This window comes from Enterococcus caccae ATCC BAA-1240 (genome assembly GCF_000407145.1).
Lineage (GTDB): Bacteria > Bacillota > Bacilli > Lactobacillales > Enterococcaceae > Enterococcus_L > Enterococcus_L caccae.
The window spans coordinates 606,098-624,009 of sequence record NZ_KE136472.1 but is presented as its reverse complement, the minus strand read 5'-3'; the positions used below and the strand labels follow the sequence as shown (position 1 = coordinate 624,009).

Here is a 17,912-nt window from a genome sequence, read left to right as displayed (position 1 = left end):
AAGTACTTTTCACAGGAATATCATACAACTAAAAAGATCACTAAATGATTTTGACCCTTAATTGACAGTAGTGAATCATCTAACGGTATACAGTTGGTAAACTCTTATTCACCAAAAGAAAAAAGCCAAACATACTTTCCCTAAGACGTTTGACTTTCAATCAATCTCATCGTCTGAGTTTTAGCACTATACAACGTAAAGAAACATTCTTAGCTATTTTGTGAAAAGCCTTAATTCGACAATTCCTGTTTTACACATTGGCGTCTTTCGACGTTTCTGCGCAATAGCCTATGTTTGTATAGGAGCCTCACCTAACAAGGTTATTTATCTATTTATTTTGTTAAATAGTAACGCTGTGAAAAAATTTTTTCAAGTTATTTTATGACTCTTTAATTTTTCTTAATTTAAAAGTAAAAAAATAACCCTAGTAAATAAAAAGAAGCAACCATCAAAATAGGATTGATGATTGCTTCTTTTATACTCTATTTTACTCATCTAACTCTTCAAATTGTGAGTTATAAAGTGACGCATAATAACCGCCTTGAGCAAGTAATTCTTCATGTGTTCCTTGTTCTTTAATATCGCCATCTTGCATATACAAAATCTTATCCGCATCTTTAATGGTTGATAAACGGTGCGCAATAACAAATGACGTACGTCCTGCCATTAAGTTATTCATAGCGCCTTGAATCAAGCCTTCCGTTCTTGTATCAACAGAGGATGTCGCTTCATCGAGGATCAAAATCGGTTTATCAGCTAAGATTGCACGTGCAATTGTTAATAGTTGTTTTTGTCCTTGGGAAATATTGGAAGATTCTTCATTTAATTCCATATTGTAACCACCAGGCAACGTTTGGATAAAGTGATGAACATGAGCAGCTTTCGCGGCTTCATAGACTTCTTCATCTGTTGCATCTAAGCGACCATAGCGTAAGTTTTCCATAATGGTTCCCTTAAATAACCAAGTGTCTTGTAGAACCATCCCAATATTTTTACGTAAATCCGCCCGATTAAAGTCTTTGATATTATGACCATCGATTTTGATCGCGCCAGATGTTACATCGTAAAAACGCATCAATAATTTAACCATCGTCGTTTTACCTGCACCAGTTGGTCCGACGATTGCCACTGTTTGGCCGGGATCAACATGTGAACTAAAATCGTTGATAATGATTTTATCTGGTGTATACCCAAAACGAACATGTTCAAAATCGACCATCCCTTTAGCTTTGTCGATTTTAACTGGATTTGGTACTGTTTGCGCTTCTTCATCTTCTTCAAGAAATTCAAAAACACGTTCAGCTGCTGCTGCCATTGATTGGAGTAAATTTGATACTTGAGCCAATTGGGCAATAGGTTGTGTTAAGTTACGAACATATTGGATAAATGCTTGGATATCTCCGACCGTGATCGTGCCATTATAAGCTAAGATCCCACCAAAAATCGCTACCGCAACATACCCTAGATTTCCAACAAAGTTCATGATCGGTTGCATCAAACCAGAAAGAAATTGAGATTTCCAAGCTGATTTGAATAAAACATCATTTTGTGTTTTAAATTCTTTCAATGAATTCTCTTCATCATTGAATAAACGTACGATGTTATAGCCACCGATTGTTTCTTCTACTTTACCATTGATCACCCCAAGATATTCTTGTTGTGTTTTAAAGTATTTTTGCGAATTTTTCACAACAACCATAATTAAGAGCATTGAAATTGGGACAATCAAAATTGCAATACCAGTCATTTGTACAGAAATCGATAGCATCATGACGATAACACCAATGATAGTGAATACTGATGTAATTAGCTGAGTAATCGATTGGTTTAGTGATTGACCTAGAGTATCCACGTCATTGGTGATACGAGATAAGACTTCACCCGTTGTACGACTTTCAAAATAGTTCATTGGCATACGATTGATTTTTTCTGAAATTTCTTTGCGCATACGATACGTGATTTTTTGAGAAATGGTTGACATGATCCAACCTTGGATGATCCCAAAAGCGGATGCAACTAAGTATAGACCTAGCATAAAGAGTAAGATCCCACCGATCTTATCGAAATCGATGCCGCCAGTTCCTTGATATTTTTTGATTAAACCATTAAACAATTCTGTAATTGCTTGTGATAAGATTTTTGGACCCCAAATATTAAACACGGTCGAAGCAATTGCAAAGATCATTACAAAGAAAACGGGTATTTTATAAGCACCAATATAGGAGATTAATTTTTTTAGTGTTCCTTTAAAATCTTTGGCTTTTTCCACTGGAGCACCATGTCCAGGTCCGCGTCCGCCACGAGGGCGATTTTGTTTATGTTCTGCCATTATTATTCGCTCCTCCTTACTCTGCTTCTTCTATGCCTAATTCAGCATTACTCAATTGGGATTGAGCAATTTCTTGATAGACAGTGGATGATTTCATTAATTCATCATGTGTTCCATGATCTACAACACGACCTTCGTTCAATACGATAATATTATCTGCGTGAAGAATCGTAGAGATTTTTTGAGCAACGATGATTTGTGTGGCACCTTTGATATTTTCAGACAAGGCTTTTCTCAACGCCACATCTGTTTTATTATCCAGTGCTGAGAATGAATCATCAAAAATCAAGATTTTAGGATTTTTCGCTAAAGCACGAGCAATGGATAATCGTTGTTTTTGTCCACCAGAAACGTTCGTTCCACCTTGAGAAATTTCACGATCATAACCCTTTTCATTTGAATCAATGAATTCTTCAGCTTGCGCAATTTCAGCGGCTTTTCGCATTTGCTCATCTGAGATATTCGCATCACCAAACTTAATATTTGAAGCAATATCACCTGAAAATAAGATTCCTTTTTGTGGCACAAATCCAATGATTTCATGTAATTTATGCAAACTCATCTCACGAACATCGATACCATCAATCGTAATTCGTCCACCTGTTACATCAAACAAACGCGGAATCAAGTTAACGATTGTTGACTTACCTGAACCAGTTGAACCGATCAAAGCTGTTGTTTGACCTGGTTTTGCCGTAAAGTTGATATGATGTAAGACATCTTCATCCGCATCGCCATAACGGAATTCTACCGCTTCAAATTTCACTTCACCTTTGAAGTCATGGTCATCTTTAGGTTGTTCTGGATCTTTGATCGTTGGTTCTGTTTCAAGAACTTCTTCCACACGACCAGCCGCAACGTTAGCACGAGGTAAAATAATTGAAACCATTGATAACATCATGAAGGCCATAACGATTTGCATTGTATACGTGATAAAGGCCATCATATCCCCAACTTGGAGTTGACCGTTATTCATATTGTGTCCGCCGACCCAAACGATCAAAACTGAAATACCATTCATCAATAACATCATGACTGGCATCATAATAGACATTGCACGGTTAACGAATAATTGAGTTTTCATTAAATTCGTATTTGCAGTGTCAAAGCGTTTTTCTTCAAACTTTTCACGAGAAAATGCACGAATAACAGGTAGCCCAGTGATAATTTCGCGAGAAACCAAGTTCACTCTATCCACTAAGTTTTGTAATGCTTTAAATTTAGGCATCGTTGTTAATAGTAGACTTAAGACTAGAATTAAAACAGCTCCTACCGCTACACTGACGATCCAACCCATGCCTGTTCCAGTTTGATAAACATTATAGATCCCGCCAATACCTAAAATCGGTGCATATAACACGATACGCATGATCATTACGATCCCCATTTGCATTTGTTGGATATCATTGGTATTACGAGTAATCAATGAAGCTGGAGAGAATTTCTCCATTTCAGTATTTGAAAATTGCAATGTTCGTTCATATTGACCGACACGCAAGTTTCGCCCAACAGAAGCTGCTACTAATGAGGCGATCAACCCAACAATGATTGCAGCCACTGCAGAAACAAGGGTTAAGAGAACCATTTTAGTTCCTGTTTTGACCATATAATCTGTTTGAATTTGTTGCGTATTCATATCTAGTGCTTTATATTCAGCAAGGGTCAATTGAATCCCTACTGTTTTCATTGAATCTGCCCCTAAATCGCCTAAGCTGTTTTTAGTCTCTTTACGAGCGGCTTCGACTTTTGCAGGCATAGCATCTGTCGTTGATTTGATTGAATCAGCTAACGCTTTCGCTTCTGCACCTTTTGCTTGTGCTTTTGCAGCCAACTCTTGAGCTTCAGTCCCTTTTTCAGTTGCTGTAGCACTATCTGTTGCTGAGGCTACCGCAGCACCTGCTGCTTTTGCTTGTTCTCCTAATGTTGTTGCTTCTTCACCAAGCTGTTTTGCTTTAGCAGCATCTTCTCCAACTGCTTTATAATCGTCGATAATTGCTTTTGCTTCACTACCACTAGATGAATCTTTAGATTGAGCGGAAGCAAGCATCATCATTGGTAGATTAAAGATATCAGCTAACTTAGCTTCGGTCATACCGTCTTGAAGATTTAATGTATAAACTTCAACTTCTTTTCCATCAATTTTTTCAGTCGTTAATTTATAGTTGTCTTCAATTGTTTTTTTCTCATCGTCTGTCATGAACATTTCGATGCCCTGAAGAGTTGTTTTCCTGATTTTTTCAGGTGTAGAATATTCAAGCCCTCCTTGTTGAATACCGACATCGACGATTCCCGATGTTAATTTTGGTAAGCTTAAATCACTATTTGCCTGTACAACTAAAAGCACAAGAACCGCGATGACCGCATACCAGTATTTGCCGAGATATTTAAAAATCTTCACTATTGGTCACCTTCCTCTTTCTGGGAAATTTGTTGGGAGTAGTCTACGAATTTCGCAGTTAGCTCGATGAACTGATTTGTGTCTTTTTCTCCCATTAGTTTAAAAATCTGAACGATCTTATCTCGCATTTCTTTCTTTTGTAGCTTCGCTGCTTTTTTTCCGCAATCCGTCAAAGTAACGTTGATCCGACGGCGATCATCTGGATCCATCTTACGTTCGATTTGACCCTTTCTTTCTAAACTGCCTAAGACTACAGCAATACGAGCGCTAGATAGGTTCAATGATTCAGCTAGATGTTTTGGGCTAGTGGGTTCGTTGTAACGTGCGAGAAATTTGATGACAATACTTTCACCTTGATTACTCTTTTCCAGTCTGCTAAATGCACTATGCCGATTTTGAACCATTAGGCGCATCAGTTCTTGTTCTGCTTCTTCTGCGAATGACATATGACTCCTCCTTTTTTCAAAATAATTACTTCCACCGTTAATAGCTAACACTGTTAGTAACTAATGCTGTTTGATATTAACGCAAATAGCTTTTGATGTCAATAGGATTGGATTAAAAACATAAATGAATACGGTTTTATTTAAAAAATTTAAAAAAGTGTTCTAAAAATTGATTTTTGCTGCCAACTATAAAAAAAATCTGGCGACGTTATTGTTCAACGTTACCAGATTTTTTCCGTTCTTACTCATTAACAAAATTTAAATTAATTGAAAAGTTGATTGAATCATTCAGCTTTCAAAGCTGCCATTGTAATATAATTATATGGTTGATTAAAATGTGGTAAAAAGAATAAATCTAGAAGCTTTAATTCATCAATCGTCATTCTTTTTTGTATAGCAAGAGAAAACATATGAATTGCCATTGAAATATCTGTACGTGATGACATTTGTGCGCCAACAATACGACGAGTGTTTTTTTCATAGACAATTCGAATCGAAACTGAATCATTCTCTTTCATAAATGCTGGTTTTTGCAAATCAGTGTAATCTGTATACAAGACTTCCATGTGATGTTTTTGAGCAGCTTCTACTGAAAGTCCAGTGGAAACCATATTTAAACCAAAAATAGAAATGCCGTTTGATCCTTGAACACCGATAGAGGCAAGCGCTGTTCCACCAACGTTATGCCCCGCAACGATGCCTGATCTTACAGCATTTGTTGCTAAAGCAATATACGTGGTTTTTCCTAATGCATTAGAGTAGAGTGTTGCGCAATCTCCTACAGCATAAATGGAAGGATCACTTGTTTGCTGATATTCATCAACCAGATAAGCGCCATTTCCAAATAGCTCTAGATGGTTTTTTCCTAAGGTATTGTTTGGTAAAAAGCCAATAGCATTAATAACTAAGTCAACAGTATATTCACCTTTATTTGTTACAATTGCTTCCACTTTATTTACACCTTTATAGGCAGTAGCGATTTCATCAAAGTGCAACTCAATCCCCTTTTCAGACAAGTTATGATCCATCTCATCCGTAAACTCTGGATCGTAATAGTTGGATAAAGAACGCGGTGCTCCATCGAAAAGCAGTACCTCTTTTCCCCGTCGTTTAATTGCTTCAGCGATTTCAACACCAATATACCCAGCACCGATAACAGCAACTTTTCTAATAGAAGGTAAGCTCACTAGCTGATCCACTGCCTGTCCATCTTGGAACTTCTTTAGAAAATGAATATTTTCTAACGTGTTTCCAGGTATTTGCGGTGTGATCGGAATTGACCCTGTTGCCAAAATCAACTTATCATATTCTTTATAGAAGGACGTGCCATTACTCGCTTTACAAAAGACTTTTTTAGTGTAAAAATCAATCCTTTCAACAGTTGTTTCTAAGTATACTTTCGCACCTTTTTCTTCAAACTGTTCCTTAGTCGTATAAAACAACTGTTCATATGAGTCAATTTGCCTCCCCACCCAAAGCGCTGTTCCGCAGCCTAAATAACTAAGATTCGAGTTTTGATCGATCATTGTTACTTCTTGATCTGGATAATTTTCTAATAATGTGTTAGCTGCTGCAATTCCCGCATGGTTCGATCCAATAATTATTGTTCTTTTCATCAAGTACCTCCTCTATAGTGAATAAAAAGACGAAACACGTATGCCTTAGCAGTGTTTCGTCTTTTCAGAATTTAAACTATTATGCTTGCGCAATAGGCAAGATATTCTCAACTTCTGAGTGTGGACGAGGAATTACATGGACAGATAATAATTCACCTACACGTTGTGCCGCTGCAGCACCTGCATCTGTTGCTGCTTTTACAGCACCAACATCGCCGCGCACCATAACTGTCACAATTCCACCACCAACTAATTCTTTTCCTACCAATGATACATTGGCCGCTTTCACCATTGCATCTGCTGCTTCGATTGAACCTATTAATCCTTTTGTCTCGATCATTCCTAGTGCATCTGATTTCATTATTATTTCCTCCTAAGATTCTATATGTTATTTTTTTTGATCACAATTTCAGTATTTGGGGTTATCCCAAGTGCATTTGCTTCTTCAGTATCAATGTGGCATTCTAAACCAGAATGTTCAACGGCTCTGATGATGACATTTTTTAAACTACCACCTCGTTCTCCCGAAAATTCAATGGTCACAGATTCACCGTCATGTACACCAAATTGAATTGCTTCGTCAGGCAGCATATGGATATGACGTTTTGCAACAACTACCCCTTCAATGATTTCGGTAGAACCTTTTGGGCCAATCAATGTTACATTACCTGATCCTACTAAATCTCCTGATAAACGTAACGGAGCCTTCACGCCTAGTTTAAAGGAATCACTTTGTAAAATTTCTACTTGTGTTTGTTTTCTCACAGGACCTAAAATACGAACTTTTTCAATCGCACCTTTAGGCCCACACACCATCACTGTTTCCTTACAGGCAAATTGGCCAGGTTGAGAGAGATCTTTTAGTTTCGTTAGTTGATAGCCATAACCAAATAATTTCTCCACATCTTTTTGAGATAAATGAATATGACGATTTGAAATGCCTACTGGTATTCGTTTAGGACCAGAGGATACTGCTGATTGCGTTTGACTTGTTTCAGCTAATTTTTCCAGCAATTTTCCTAGCAACTCTTCATAATTATCCAACTTCATCACTCCTTTATCAGTTATTCATACTAGCTAAGACTTGGCGAACCATATTTGCCAATGTTTCTACGTCTGTATCTTTTATTGTCTTTGTATCTACTGGCTGTGAAATCGTTGTTGTCATCTCAGAAGTTTCTGGGGCTTCATTTTTTCCATAGTTAAAAGTTAGATCATCTTGTACTAAGGTCGTAACATCTTTTAAACCATAGGCGACTTTCTTGATATTCAATAAATGTTTAGGTCCAACATTTTCTGACACTGAGCTACCGCCAAAGGTCCCACACCCTAAGGTGAATGAGATTGGTAAACCTGTACTAATCCCTGTACCGCCTTGGCTACCGCCTGTATTCACTAAAATACGGGATGCAGGTTTTGCTGCAAATTTTAGTACGATATCACGATTGTTTGTATGCAAACTCATTGTATGTCCAATGCCATTTTGCAACAATTGAATGCTTAACTCACAAGCTTCTTCCCAGTTGTTCACCACATAAAAAGCTAAGACAGTCGTAAGTTTTTCAAAGGATAAAGGATAGCCTGCCCCTACACCACCTTGGGCACCGATCAAGACTTTCGTCCCATCAGGAACAGTAATTCCAGCTGCTTCTGCAATCACAATTGCACTACGTCCTACGAATTTTGCATTCATTGCATAGCCATTTTTAAACAGCAATTGGCAAACTTTTTCAGTCTCAGCCTCTGTCATAAAATAGCCACCTTGGGCTTTTAATTCTTGAATTACTTCATTTTTATTCACTTCTTCACAAATAATCGATTGTTCTGATGCACAAATAGTGCCATTATCGAATGTTTTTGATGCAATGATTTTTGCTACTGCACTTTTTACATCTGCTGTTCTCTCAATATAAGCCGGTGAATTTCCTGCACCTACACCTAATGCTGGTTTTCCTGAACTGTAGGCAGCTTTCACCATGCCTGGACCACCAGTTGCAATAATCAGGCTCACTTCTTTTGCATGCAATAATTCATTCGTCCCAGCCATAGTGGGAATCGATAAGCAGCTAATGATTCCATCAGGAGCTCCCGCTGCAACAGCAGCACGATTTAATAAATCAGCTGCTTTTTTAGTACAATTGACAGCAGTTGGATGTGGTGAAAAGACGATAGCATTTCTTGATTTCAATGCAATCATCGCTTTAAAAATAACGGTTGATGTTGGATTAGTAGAAGGAATGATTCCTAATACTAGCCCCACCGGCTCTGCTACATCAAAAGTTCCTTTTTTAGGGTCTTCTGAGATGATTCCAATGGTTTTTTCGCCTTTGATTTCGTCATACAACAATCGTGAAGCAGCATGATTTTTATATGTTTTGTCCATTACTTTACCAAAGCCTGTTTCTTCAACAGCACGTTGCGCTAACCCAACGGCATATTTGCTCGCTGCTTCTTTCATATTTTGTAAAATTTTATCAATTTGTTCTTCTGAAAAAGTCGCAATTTGATCTGCTGCAATTTTTCCTTTACGTGTCAGATCACGTGCTTCTTGGACAGAACGCAAGTCTTTATCGAACATTTCCATTAGTCTTCCTCTATTCATCTATTATTAAAATGTCAATCAGTGCTTTTATCAATTTTTCTTTATTCGTACGATGGAGATTTTTTTGCGGAATGCTGAAATTTACTTGCTCTTTAGCCAGTTTTCTTAGTTCCGTTACTTTCATTTGTTGAAGTTCTTGACGTAGGTTTTCTTTTGGACCGAATTCAATTGGTTCAGCGTCCACTTTGATTTCGATCTTTTCTTCAACAAGCTTTTTTTGTTCTACTTTATGAACTTCATCAATAAATGCTGAAGCATCTATATTCGGACGTGGGATCACATGAGCTGCTGTCAATAATCCTTGACCCAGACATTGAACACTAGCCGTTGCAGCCTGAATAGCTGTTTCAACAGCTGCCACATCACCCGAAATCAACACGGTATTCACCCCACCGCCAACCTGTTTCGTACCTAAACAATGAACTTCAGAGGATTTTAACATCGTATCGGTTGCTTCGATTAATGCCAACAATCCCTTTGTTTCAATCATGCCAATTGCTTCACTCATTTTCTACCCCCCTTGTTTCAATTTCCCAGATAAAATAGTCACTTTATTTGGAGTAGACCAATGGATCGCAGAATGTCGAGGAACAAATATAATATCGCCTTTAGAAGCTTTAAATGTAGTCTTGTCTATAGTCAAACTAAGTTCACCGCTAATCACATGGTTAATTGACTCCAATGTATCTTCTTCACAAAAATGACTATTATTGATTTCTAAAATACCTAAATGAAGGTTACTTTCTTCGGACGTCAGTATTTCTTGATAACATACATTCTCGTTAGTAGCACTTATTGGTGAAAGTTTTACAGTCGATCCTCGAATGATTTTTAGTCCATTTTTATGTTTTTGGTATTCAAAGGGTGAATCTTCAAAACCAGTTATACCAGCTTCATTCAATAGCTTTTTTAACATGTTCACTAAATCCTCTTTGGTTATCTCCTGTGTGCCATCTAAGCTTTTTAGATTCTCTGACACCTTATTTTTAAAAGTCATCTGATATTCGTCTGCCAAATCTTTAGCTGAAGGTGTGATAATTGTTTGTTTATCAATCAAAATAACTTGATCTCCATTGCTATGAAGCGTTTCAATATCTTTTGCACAAATTAGCTTTTTCATTTTGTCACACTTTCTTTAAACAGATTCACAACTCTCATCAATAATTCCGATAACTGCAGCATCAACAGGTATTTCGTCATCTTCTAGCATACGTCTAGCTGCTGATCCTGTTGCAATAATTACGCGGTCTCCTATGCCTGCACCAATCACATCACAGACAATCATTCTCTCACCATCTCTGGACCCACCGGAAATTTCTGCGAGCATTAATTTTAATCCATTTAGTTTTTCTGATTTTCGGGTCGCCCAAATCGTATCCATTAATTTTGCCGTTACCATAAGCGATCATTTTCTTTCTTTTTGATCTCTTCCATTGCGGCAGTAACTGAAGCTGTATCCCCAAAAATTGCCAACAAAATCATATTTTGAGGACAACTTCCCCGAATGTCTTCTACGGTTACTCCTACTGATTTTTCAGCAATATCTGCCGCACATACCATTTCTATCAGTTTCCCCTGAACTAATCCAACTGCGTCCGGGATACCTATGTTATCTTTCGATCCTTTTCGACGATTTAAGATAGCTAATGTTCCTTCACTTGGCGATTTAATAATACGACAATCCATTTTGTTTCCTCCTATGTTAAAACTTGATCGGTACAGCTTAAGGCAATTCCCAGAGGTGTAACAAACATTGGATTCGTTGGCTTATAGGTTGGGATTCCCGTTGTTTTTTCAATAATTGTTTCGATGTTTTTCAAGCAAGCTGTACCACCAACTAAGTAGATTCCATCTACGTTGTATCCTTTTGTTTGTTGAATTACAATAGATGAAATTTTTTCAATTACTGGTTTTAAAACATGTAACAACTCATCATGGTTCTGCTTATTTTGCTTATACTTTTCTGCAGCTTCAAAAGTTAATTTGTATGCTCCAGAGATTACTAGAGATAGATGTGTTCCTCCAGTTGCTTCATCCGCCACTTTAATGACTTGACTATTTTCTACAATGGAAATCCCTGTCGTTCCACCGCCAATATCAACGACAGCGCCATCCGTTACTTGTAATAGTCGATTAGCAGCTGTTGGCTCATCTAACAAGTTTGTTAATTCAAAACCAGCACTTTGCACAACATTTTTGATTGCGCCTCCGTCCAACTCATCTGTTCCTGGGGGCAATGACGCTGCCGCATAGATTAACTCTGTATTCAATTCTTGTTCCAGTTCTTCTTTAAGTTCTCGTACAAGTTCAACGGCTCCGATATAATCAACGACCATGCCGTCTCGCACAACATCAGCATAACGATAGGCTCCTGCTACGGGTTTGTAATCTTCATCTAAAACGGCTAGCACAACACACGCTGTCCCTAAATCAACCCCAGTATAATAAGTTTTTGAAAAATGTTTAAGTGGTTTCTTTATCACTTTTTCAAAATCTGCAACAAATTGATTACAAGCTTTCATTGAGTGTCTTTTCATTCGTTTCTCCTACTAGCTGCTTTTTTAGCTCCGTTATTTTCTGATTTGCTTTCCTCAATAGCTGATTATATTGAGGATACTCCGCTTGAATTAAATGGATGATGCCATAAACCTTCTTTAATTTGATCAGTAATGTTCCTTGTTCACTAAAAATATGAACAGCATTCAAATTAAATTCTTCTGCTTCACCTAATGAATGTTCTTCGTCAAATGGCTCTTGCTCCAATGCTTGAATCAGTGTTTTTTCTAAATCAATAATTTGTTGACTTATATTCAATTCCAAATTCATTGCTAAAAGTGCTGATTCTAACAGTTCCGAGGACACTATTTCTTTATATCCATTTAACGAATTAAGTGGTTTCTTTGCCGCATTCTTTTTCAAATCTGCTTCGGATATAATTTGAATTTTTTTATCCAAAAGAAATTGTTTCGCTCCTGGCGTTAAACGCGACTGATTCGTTAAACAAAATTGTGTAAATGCCTCTTTCCGAAAATCCGTTCTAAGCTCACTTTCCGTCACAAAATGCATTAATAACCACCTCTTAATAACCTCTTGTATAGTTGTTCTAACTCTTGAAGGGTTGGTTTTCTAGGATTTGTTATTGTACATTTATCTTCCATTGCTTTCACTGCCATTTCTGGAATCGCAGCTAAAAATGCATCCGAATCAATAGCATAATCTGTGATTACACTTGATACGGCTAATTGTTTCAATTGACGGTTTAACCCATTGATCAGAGCATAGACTGTCGCTTTTGGCGTCCCCGCTTGAAAGCCTAAAATGTGTGCGATTCGTTGATAGATTGCTAAACTTGGTATTTCTTTGTCAAGCTCCAAGCCAGCATTGTAACGAATAACATGTGGTAGTAAAAGTGCATTAGCTCGACCATGTGGAATATGAAATTTCCCACCTAAAGCATGAGCCAAACTGTGACAAATTCCTAATGAAGCTTCACTAAAAGCAATCCCAGCTAAACAAGAAGCATTATGCACTCTTTCTCGAAGTGCCAAATCTTCCCCATTATTCACAACAGCAACTAAGTCGTTCCAAATAATCTTCATAGCTTTTTCACTAGCTGCATCTGTAAAATCAGTCGCCTCTGTTGAGGCTAATGCTTCCAGACAATGTGTCAATACATCAATTCCTGTATCCGCTGTAACACTTTTTGGTACACTGACAGTCAACTCTGGGTCTAAAATGGCTAAATCAGGGACCATTTGATCATCTACTAAAGCATATTTACTTTGATTTGTTGGATCTGAAATCACTGCAAAGGAAGTCACTTCGCTACCTGTTCCACTCGTAGTCGGGATACAAATCAGCTGAACTGAACTACTTTTTTCTGCCATTGTATAAATATGACGAATAACCTTAGCTGCATCCATTGCCGAACCGCCACCTAAAGCAATCAAACCATCTGGTTTTTGGTTGATTGCTGCCATTAAACCGTTTGTAACAACATCAATCGTTGGATCAGGAATAATTTCAGAAAAAACACTACAGCAAACTTTATTCTCTTCTAACATTTGTTTGATTCTCTGTGCAGTACCATTTTTTTCCATAAACGGATCACAAATAATCAACACACTTTTCAAAGAAAGAGTTTGGATCGTTGACAAAGCCTCAACACCTGTCACGATTTTTGTTGTCATTTTAAACTGCTTTAACACACCTATTCCTCCTTTCATCTAATTTCTCCAATAAAAGATTGAATTTCTTCTTTCGTAAAATGGAGGAAAAACTGTTGCTTTGTACAGCCGATTTCTTCCATGATTTTTGTCGCCATTTGTTGTTCCATTCGCTTATTTTCTTTTGCTTCGTATAGTGCAACACCTATCACTGGTACTCGAAATACTTGTGCAAACTTAGGAGGATAACTTTTTTTTATACTAGGAATGGGTATTAAGAAAATAACTTTACTCGCTTTTTGCTGCAATGAAATAATATGTTTGTGCATCCAAGGACTTTCTAAATAGGAACTTGGTACTACAATCGTTTCATTGGTAAATAAGATACTGGCAACTTTACGAATTGGCTGACTGGATTGTTCTATTGCTTGCGCGACCATCTGGTTCTGTTGCTGATTTGGTCCGATGATCAAAATACGTTTCTTCATGTTTTACTCACTGGAACAATGTCATAGTTCAACTTTTCTTTCAAAATCGTTACAACAGCTTTCAAGGCTACTTCTACACTTTGAACATCGCCGCTGATCAAAACAGATCCTGTAAATCGATCTAAGAAATCAACCTCGACACCTGCACTTTTCCCCGCAACATCTGCCGCAATAATTGCCGCTTCAACAGGTGAAATCGTTAAGATTCCTATTGCCCCATTTGCTTCGATTCCTAATGATTCATAGACTTCTGGTATCGGTGAAGCAATAACATGAGCGAGGGTCACTTGTTTTCCCGGAACAGATTCTTCAATTACTCGTCTAGGAGTGTCTTCTTCCATCAGCGGTACATCCTTTCTAATGACGGACAACTCTAACCGGAAACTCATATTCTTTGATCCAACCTTCAATCCGATCTAAGTCAGTTTCTGAAAGCGAAGGATCACCAGCTACTGGATAGTCCATCCCCAATTGTCCATATTTATTTACGCCTAACTTATGATAAGGTAATAAATCAATCCCTAAAAAGTTTGGATACTCTTTATATGGAAGTAAAAAATCAATGATTTGCTTAATTTCTTCATAGCTGTCGTTAATCATTTTCAACATCGGCATTCGAATCTGAACTTGATAACCAGCGTTTAAAACCTCTTGCAGATTTTCTAAGATCTTTTCATTACTAATTCCTGTTAGCTCATTGTGACGAACAGGATCCATATGTTTCAAATCAAATAGAAATAAGTTGATATATTCGGCCATCTTCATTAGTCGATCCATTCTTGAATGACCACATGTTTCAACGGCTGTATTGATTCCATCAGCACGGCATGCCTGTAATAAGGCTAAAGCCGCTTCTGGTTGTGCTGTACATTCACCACCACTTAGTGTTACACCACCACCTGATTGCTCATAAAAAGCATCATCTTCATGAATAACTTCCATCAATTCAGAAATTGTTTTGATTTCACCTGTAATATTTAGAGCAGCCATCGGACAAACATCAACACACGCGCGACAGCCATTACAGGCAATGTCGCGTCGGACTTGATGATGATCATTTTCATCCATGTAATGAATTCCCATTGGACAGACTTCTACACACGCACGACAATCACTACAGACGCTTTCCTTATACATTACTTGAAATTTCCGTTCAAGCCCTTCTGGATTTGCACACCATTGACAACGCAGTGGGCAACCTTTGAAAAAAACGATTGTACGAATCCCTGGACCGTCATATAAACTATATTTTTGTACATTAAAGATCATCGCTTGTCGTTCAATTGTCATTGCGTTTTGAGTCGTCATTTTTTCATCTCCTACTCTTAAAACTTCGTTAACATTGTTCGGCTGATGATTTCATCTTGAACATCTTGACATAATTCAACAAAGAAGGCACTATAGCCAGCTACCCGAACAATTAAATCGCGATATTGTTCTGGATGTCTTTGTGCTTCCAACAATGTCTCGTTATCTAAATAGTTAAACTGCATCTCACCATTCCCTAAGATACTGGCGGTTTTTAATAGAGTGATCAAACTTTCTTCGCCTTCAGGTGTATCTAATAACCCTGACATAATCTTGAAGTTATGCACCATTCCCATATTCATTGTGTCATTTGCCATTTTAGAAATAGATTTCACGATAGCAGTCGGTCCTTTAAAGTCGGCTCCTTGAGATGGGCTAATACCATCTGACAATGGAATCCACGCTTTACGTCCATTTGCTGAAGCCCCGGTCATTTGACCAAGTGGTGTGTTATTTGAAATGGATAATGTTCCATGACATAATTCAGAATAAAGAGTCTTATATTGACGATGTTCTGCTTCTGTAAAATGAATCAATTCTGCCGCAATTAAATCGGCATAGTCATCATCATTACCATACTTAGGTGCATTTAAGCAATCTGTCCGAATTTGTTCATAGCCAACAAAATCAGCTTTGAGCGCACAATTCAATTCTTCTAGCGTATATTTTTTATCATCAAAAACTAGTTTTTTGATAGCTGCCATTGAATCTGCATAAGTAGCCAGTCCTGACCAAACCACGCCTGGTCCAAAGTTATACATTGCACCACCACTTGAAACATCTTTCCCACTTTCCATACAGCCCTCATACATCAGTGACATTAATGGTTTTGGCGCTAAATCTCGATGGACTCTTTGCGTAATGACCGTTGCAACAGATGACCATTTTGTAATATATTTGATCTGTTCTTTCACAGCCTCTTCAAATTGCTCATATGTTTTAAATTGAGAGATATCACCTAGATCCGGGCATACTTCTTTGCCATACCATAATGGCACACCACGATTTAAGACAAGCTCAATACAAATTGGCCATTGTGTATAAGCCGTTGATGTCCATTGATATAAGCGGCCTGATTTTTGTGGCTCAACACAGCCCATCAAACAATAATCACGCGCATCCTCAATTGACACACCTTTAGCCAACATCATTTTGATATGTGTATCATCAAAGTGACAAGCGGGGAAACCAATCCCTGCACGAACAACATCTACTATTTTTTTCAAATATTCACGTGGTGAGCGATTATGAATACGACAAGCCAATGATGGTTGATAGACTTTCACATGACGAACCGCATCCATTAATAGATACGTTAAATCATTGGTTGCATCGTGGCCTTCACGTGTCACACCACCAACACACATATTTACAAATGGTTGATATCCAGCAAAGAATTTAGAACCTCCTTCACTTGTGATCCACATCATCTCAGACATTTTTATCAACATACAACCTGCTAATTCAAACGCTTCAAATTCATTCATTTTACCTGTATCTAAATCATTTTTAAAGAATGGATACATGTATTGATCCACACGACCAATTGACATTCCTGTTTGATTTTCTTCTACAACAAGTAATGATTCAATTGTCCATACTGCTTGAATCGCTTCCCAGAAAGTGTCTGGTTTGTGCGCTGGTACTTTTGCATTTATTTCAGAAATTTTTTGTAATTCTGCTTTACGCTTAGGATTTGTTTCTTGTTGTGCTAATTGTGCTGCATATTCTGATAGACGACGAGCATAAATCATGACACCTTCTGTTGTATCGATCAAAGATTTATAAAAGTAGATTTTTTGAATATCATCTGGATTTTCATAATCTAGTTTGTCTAGATGCTCTCTTGCTTCTTTTTGAATATCCAACATACCTTTTTTCATTAGAATAACATCATAGCCTGGATTAGAATCTCCGCCACCGTTTAGTTGATGGTATGAGCAGTCCGAAACAAATGACTCACCAGATAATTCCCAAACGCCCGCTTCCCGGAATTGATCTTCACAATATTCATCGATAGATCTTCCCTTCCAAAATGGAAATAATTCTTCCCGCATGATTCGTTTATCTTCATCAGAAATAAAAAATGGATCTTGTGGGCGACTTGAAATCGTATCAAGTTCTTCTTCCATCCAACGCCAAGCTATATCAGGAGAAAAAGCTCCAGCACGTGGTGCCCCATTAGGTGCACCGACGATCAATTCATTCTCCTGAATCACTAAGGGTGCTGTTTCACAGCAACGTTTAAATGACTTTGCTCTTAAAACGTTTTTAGGCATACCTGGATTTTCTTTTGCAAGTTCAGTGATTACTCTCGCTCGATGTGTTGTGATGGTAGGTTTTTGTTTTAAATAATTTGTTTTTAAAGCGTCTAGTCTTCCCGTGATTCCATTCGGAATTGACGTTTCGTTTGAGGCGAATCCACCACTTGTTGAGCAAGTCTGTGTTGTGTCATCTGCAACTGTTGCAAACATCTTCATCAGTGCATTACGTTCTTCTGAACTTAGCTCTTTTGTTGCTTCGGCTAATTTTGCCGAAAATTCTTTAATATCCATTTTT

General features: G+C 37.7%; 18 protein-coding genes and 1 riboswitch. All 18 genes read right to left on the bottom strand.

Annotation, left to right across the window (positions count from 1 at the left end; translation table 11 throughout):
* Window positions 1-158: 158 nt before the first annotated feature.
* Window positions 159-326, bottom strand: a riboswitch (M-box (ykoK) riboswitch).
* A 161-nt stretch (window positions 327-487) separates the two neighbouring features.
* The 18 genes from I580_RS02790 to cutC all read right to left on the bottom strand — a co-directional run bounded on the left by I580_RS02790 (window position 488) and on the right by cutC (window position 17,908).
* Window positions 488-2,329 carry an ABC transporter ATP-binding protein gene (locus I580_RS02790; protein WP_010772829.1) on the bottom strand — a complete coding sequence of 614 codons (1,842 nt, stop codon included), beginning with the start codon at window positions 2,327-2,329 and terminating at the stop codon, window positions 488-490.
* A gap of 16 nt (window positions 2,330-2,345) precedes the next feature.
* Window positions 2,346-4,727 (bottom strand): ABC transporter ATP-binding protein, encoded by a 2,382-nt coding sequence (locus tag I580_RS02785; RefSeq protein WP_010772830.1) that lies wholly within the window; start codon window positions 4,725-4,727, stop codon window positions 2,346-2,348.
* Window positions 4,727-5,173, bottom strand: coding sequence for a MarR family winged helix-turn-helix transcriptional regulator (locus I580_RS02780; protein ID WP_010772831.1), 447 nt, complete (start codon window positions 5,171-5,173; stop codon window positions 4,727-4,729). The genes I580_RS02785 and I580_RS02780 overlap by 1 nt, the downstream gene beginning before the upstream one ends.
* A 284-nt stretch (window positions 5,174-5,457) precedes the next feature.
* Window positions 5,458-6,789, bottom strand: coding sequence for a H2O-forming NADH oxidase (nox, locus tag I580_RS02775; protein ID WP_010772832.1), 1,332 nt, complete (start codon window positions 6,787-6,789; stop codon window positions 5,458-5,460).
* A 79-nt stretch (window positions 6,790-6,868) separates the two neighbouring features.
* Window positions 6,869-7,150: an ethanolamine utilization microcompartment protein EutM gene (gene eutM, locus I580_RS02770; protein WP_010772833.1), complete on the bottom strand. Its 282-nt coding sequence runs from the start codon at window positions 7,148-7,150 to the stop codon at window positions 6,869-6,871.
* 20 nt (window positions 7,151-7,170) lie between these two features.
* Window positions 7,171-7,833, bottom strand: coding sequence for a phosphate propanoyltransferase (gene pduL / locus I580_RS02765; RefSeq protein ID WP_010772834.1), 663 nt, complete (start codon window positions 7,831-7,833; stop codon window positions 7,171-7,173).
* Between the two features lie 16 nt (window positions 7,834-7,849).
* Complete coding sequence (locus tag I580_RS02760) at window positions 7,850-9,373, bottom strand: acetaldehyde dehydrogenase (acetylating) (protein ID WP_010772835.1); 1,524 nt, start codon at window positions 9,371-9,373, stop codon at window positions 7,850-7,852.
* Window positions 9,374-9,383: 10 nt separating this feature from the next.
* Window positions 9,384-9,899 carry a BMC domain-containing protein gene (locus I580_RS02755; protein WP_010772836.1) on the bottom strand — a complete coding sequence of 172 codons (516 nt, stop codon included), beginning with the start codon at window positions 9,897-9,899 and terminating at the stop codon, window positions 9,384-9,386.
* Between the two features lie 3 nt (window positions 9,900-9,902).
* Entirely contained in the window at window positions 9,903-10,511 is a 609-nt protein-coding gene (locus I580_RS02750) for a cupin domain-containing protein (RefSeq protein WP_010772837.1), read from the bottom strand.
* Between the two features lie 15 nt (window positions 10,512-10,526).
* The gene (locus I580_RS02745; RefSeq protein WP_010772838.1) at window positions 10,527-10,790 is read right to left on the bottom strand and encodes a EutN/CcmL family microcompartment protein; all 264 of its coding nucleotides are present in this window, start codon (window positions 10,788-10,790) and stop codon (window positions 10,527-10,529) included.
* Window positions 10,784-11,077 (bottom strand): BMC domain-containing protein, encoded by a 294-nt coding sequence (locus I580_RS02740; RefSeq protein WP_010772839.1) that lies wholly within the window; start codon window positions 11,075-11,077, stop codon window positions 10,784-10,786. Before I580_RS02740 ends, I580_RS02745 begins: the two co-directional genes overlap by 7 nt.
* Window positions 11,078-11,088: 11 nt before the next feature.
* Window positions 11,089-11,928: an ethanolamine utilization protein EutJ gene (gene eutJ / locus I580_RS02735; protein ID WP_010772840.1), complete on the bottom strand. Its 840-nt coding sequence runs from the start codon at window positions 11,926-11,928 to the stop codon at window positions 11,089-11,091.
* On the bottom strand, window positions 11,900-12,457 hold the full coding sequence (locus I580_RS02730) for a hypothetical protein (RefSeq protein ID WP_010772841.1): 558 nt from the start codon (window positions 12,455-12,457) through the stop codon (window positions 11,900-11,902). Before I580_RS02730 ends, eutJ begins: the two co-directional genes overlap by 29 nt.
* Window positions 12,457-13,617, bottom strand: coding sequence for a 1-propanol dehydrogenase PduQ (locus I580_RS02725; RefSeq protein WP_010772842.1), 1,161 nt, complete (start codon window positions 13,615-13,617; stop codon window positions 12,457-12,459). The genes I580_RS02730 and I580_RS02725 overlap by 1 nt, the downstream gene beginning before the upstream one ends.
* A complete protein-coding gene (locus I580_RS02720) occupies window positions 13,614-14,045 on the bottom strand; it encodes a EutP/PduV family microcompartment system protein (protein ID WP_010772843.1) in 432 nt (143 codons plus the stop codon). The genes I580_RS02725 and I580_RS02720 overlap by 4 nt, the downstream gene beginning before the upstream one ends.
* Window positions 14,042-14,386, bottom strand: a complete 345-nt coding sequence (locus I580_RS02715) for a BMC domain-containing protein (RefSeq protein WP_010772844.1) — start codon at window positions 14,384-14,386, stop codon at window positions 14,042-14,044. Before I580_RS02715 ends, I580_RS02720 begins: the two co-directional genes overlap by 4 nt.
* Window positions 14,387-14,402: 16 nt before the next feature.
* Window positions 14,403-15,353 carry a choline TMA-lyase-activating enzyme gene (cutD, locus tag I580_RS02710; protein WP_010772845.1) on the bottom strand — a complete coding sequence of 317 codons (951 nt, stop codon included), beginning with the start codon at window positions 15,351-15,353 and terminating at the stop codon, window positions 14,403-14,405.
* Window positions 15,354-15,370: 17 nt separating this feature from the next.
* Complete coding sequence (gene cutC, locus I580_RS02705) at window positions 15,371-17,908, bottom strand: choline trimethylamine-lyase (protein ID WP_010772846.1); 2,538 nt, start codon at window positions 17,906-17,908, stop codon at window positions 15,371-15,373.
* Window positions 17,909-17,912: the final 4 nt, after the last annotated feature.

Bases quoted from the DNA above. Each gene is read 5' to 3' on its own strand.
- I580_RS02790 (WP_010772829.1), bottom strand. From the start codon at position 2,329: ATGGCAGAACATAAACAAAATCGCCCTCGTGGCGGACGCGGACCTGGA.
- nox (WP_010772832.1), bottom strand. From the start codon at position 6,789: ATGAAAAGAACAATAATTATTGGATCGAACCATGCGGGAATTGCAGCA.
- eutJ (WP_010772840.1), bottom strand. From the start codon at position 11,928: ATGAAAAGACACTCAATGAAAGCTTGTAATCAATTTGTTGCAGATTTT.
- I580_RS02720 (WP_010772843.1), bottom strand. From the start codon at position 14,045: ATGAAGAAACGTATTTTGATCATCGGACCAAATCAGCAACAGAACCAG.
- eutM (WP_010772833.1), bottom strand. From the start codon at position 7,150: ATGAAATCAGATGCACTAGGAATGATCGAGACAAAAGGATTAATAGGT.
- cutD (WP_010772845.1), bottom strand. From the start codon at position 15,353: ATGACGACTCAAAACGCAATGACAATTGAACGACAAGCGATGATCTTT.
- I580_RS02730 (WP_010772841.1), bottom strand. From the start codon at position 12,457: ATGCATTTTGTGACGGAAAGTGAGCTTAGAACGGATTTTCGGAAAGAG.
- I580_RS02755 (WP_010772836.1), bottom strand. From the start codon at position 9,899: ATGAGTGAAGCAATTGGCATGATTGAAACAAAGGGATTGTTGGCATTA.
- I580_RS02780 (WP_010772831.1), bottom strand. From the start codon at position 5,173: ATGTCATTCGCAGAAGAAGCAGAACAAGAACTGATGCGCCTAATGGTT.
- I580_RS02740 (WP_010772839.1), bottom strand. From the start codon at position 11,077: ATGGATTGTCGTATTATTAAATCGCCAAGTGAAGGAACATTAGCTATC.
- I580_RS02725 (WP_010772842.1), bottom strand. From the start codon at position 13,617: ATGAAAGGAGGAATAGGTGTGTTAAAGCAGTTTAAAATGACAACAAAA.
- cutC (WP_010772846.1), bottom strand. From the start codon at position 17,908: ATGGATATTAAAGAATTTTCGGCAAAATTAGCCGAAGCAACAAAAGAG.
- I580_RS02750 (WP_010772837.1), bottom strand. From the start codon at position 10,511: ATGAAAAAGCTAATTTGTGCAAAAGATATTGAAACGCTTCATAGCAAT.
- I580_RS02745 (WP_010772838.1), bottom strand. From the start codon at position 10,790: ATGGTAACGGCAAAATTAATGGATACGATTTGGGCGACCCGAAAATCA.
- I580_RS02760 (WP_010772835.1), bottom strand. From the start codon at position 9,373: ATGGAAATGTTCGATAAAGACTTGCGTTCTGTCCAAGAAGCACGTGAT.
- I580_RS02715 (WP_010772844.1), bottom strand. From the start codon at position 14,386: ATGGAAGAAGACACTCCTAGACGAGTAATTGAAGAATCTGTTCCGGGA.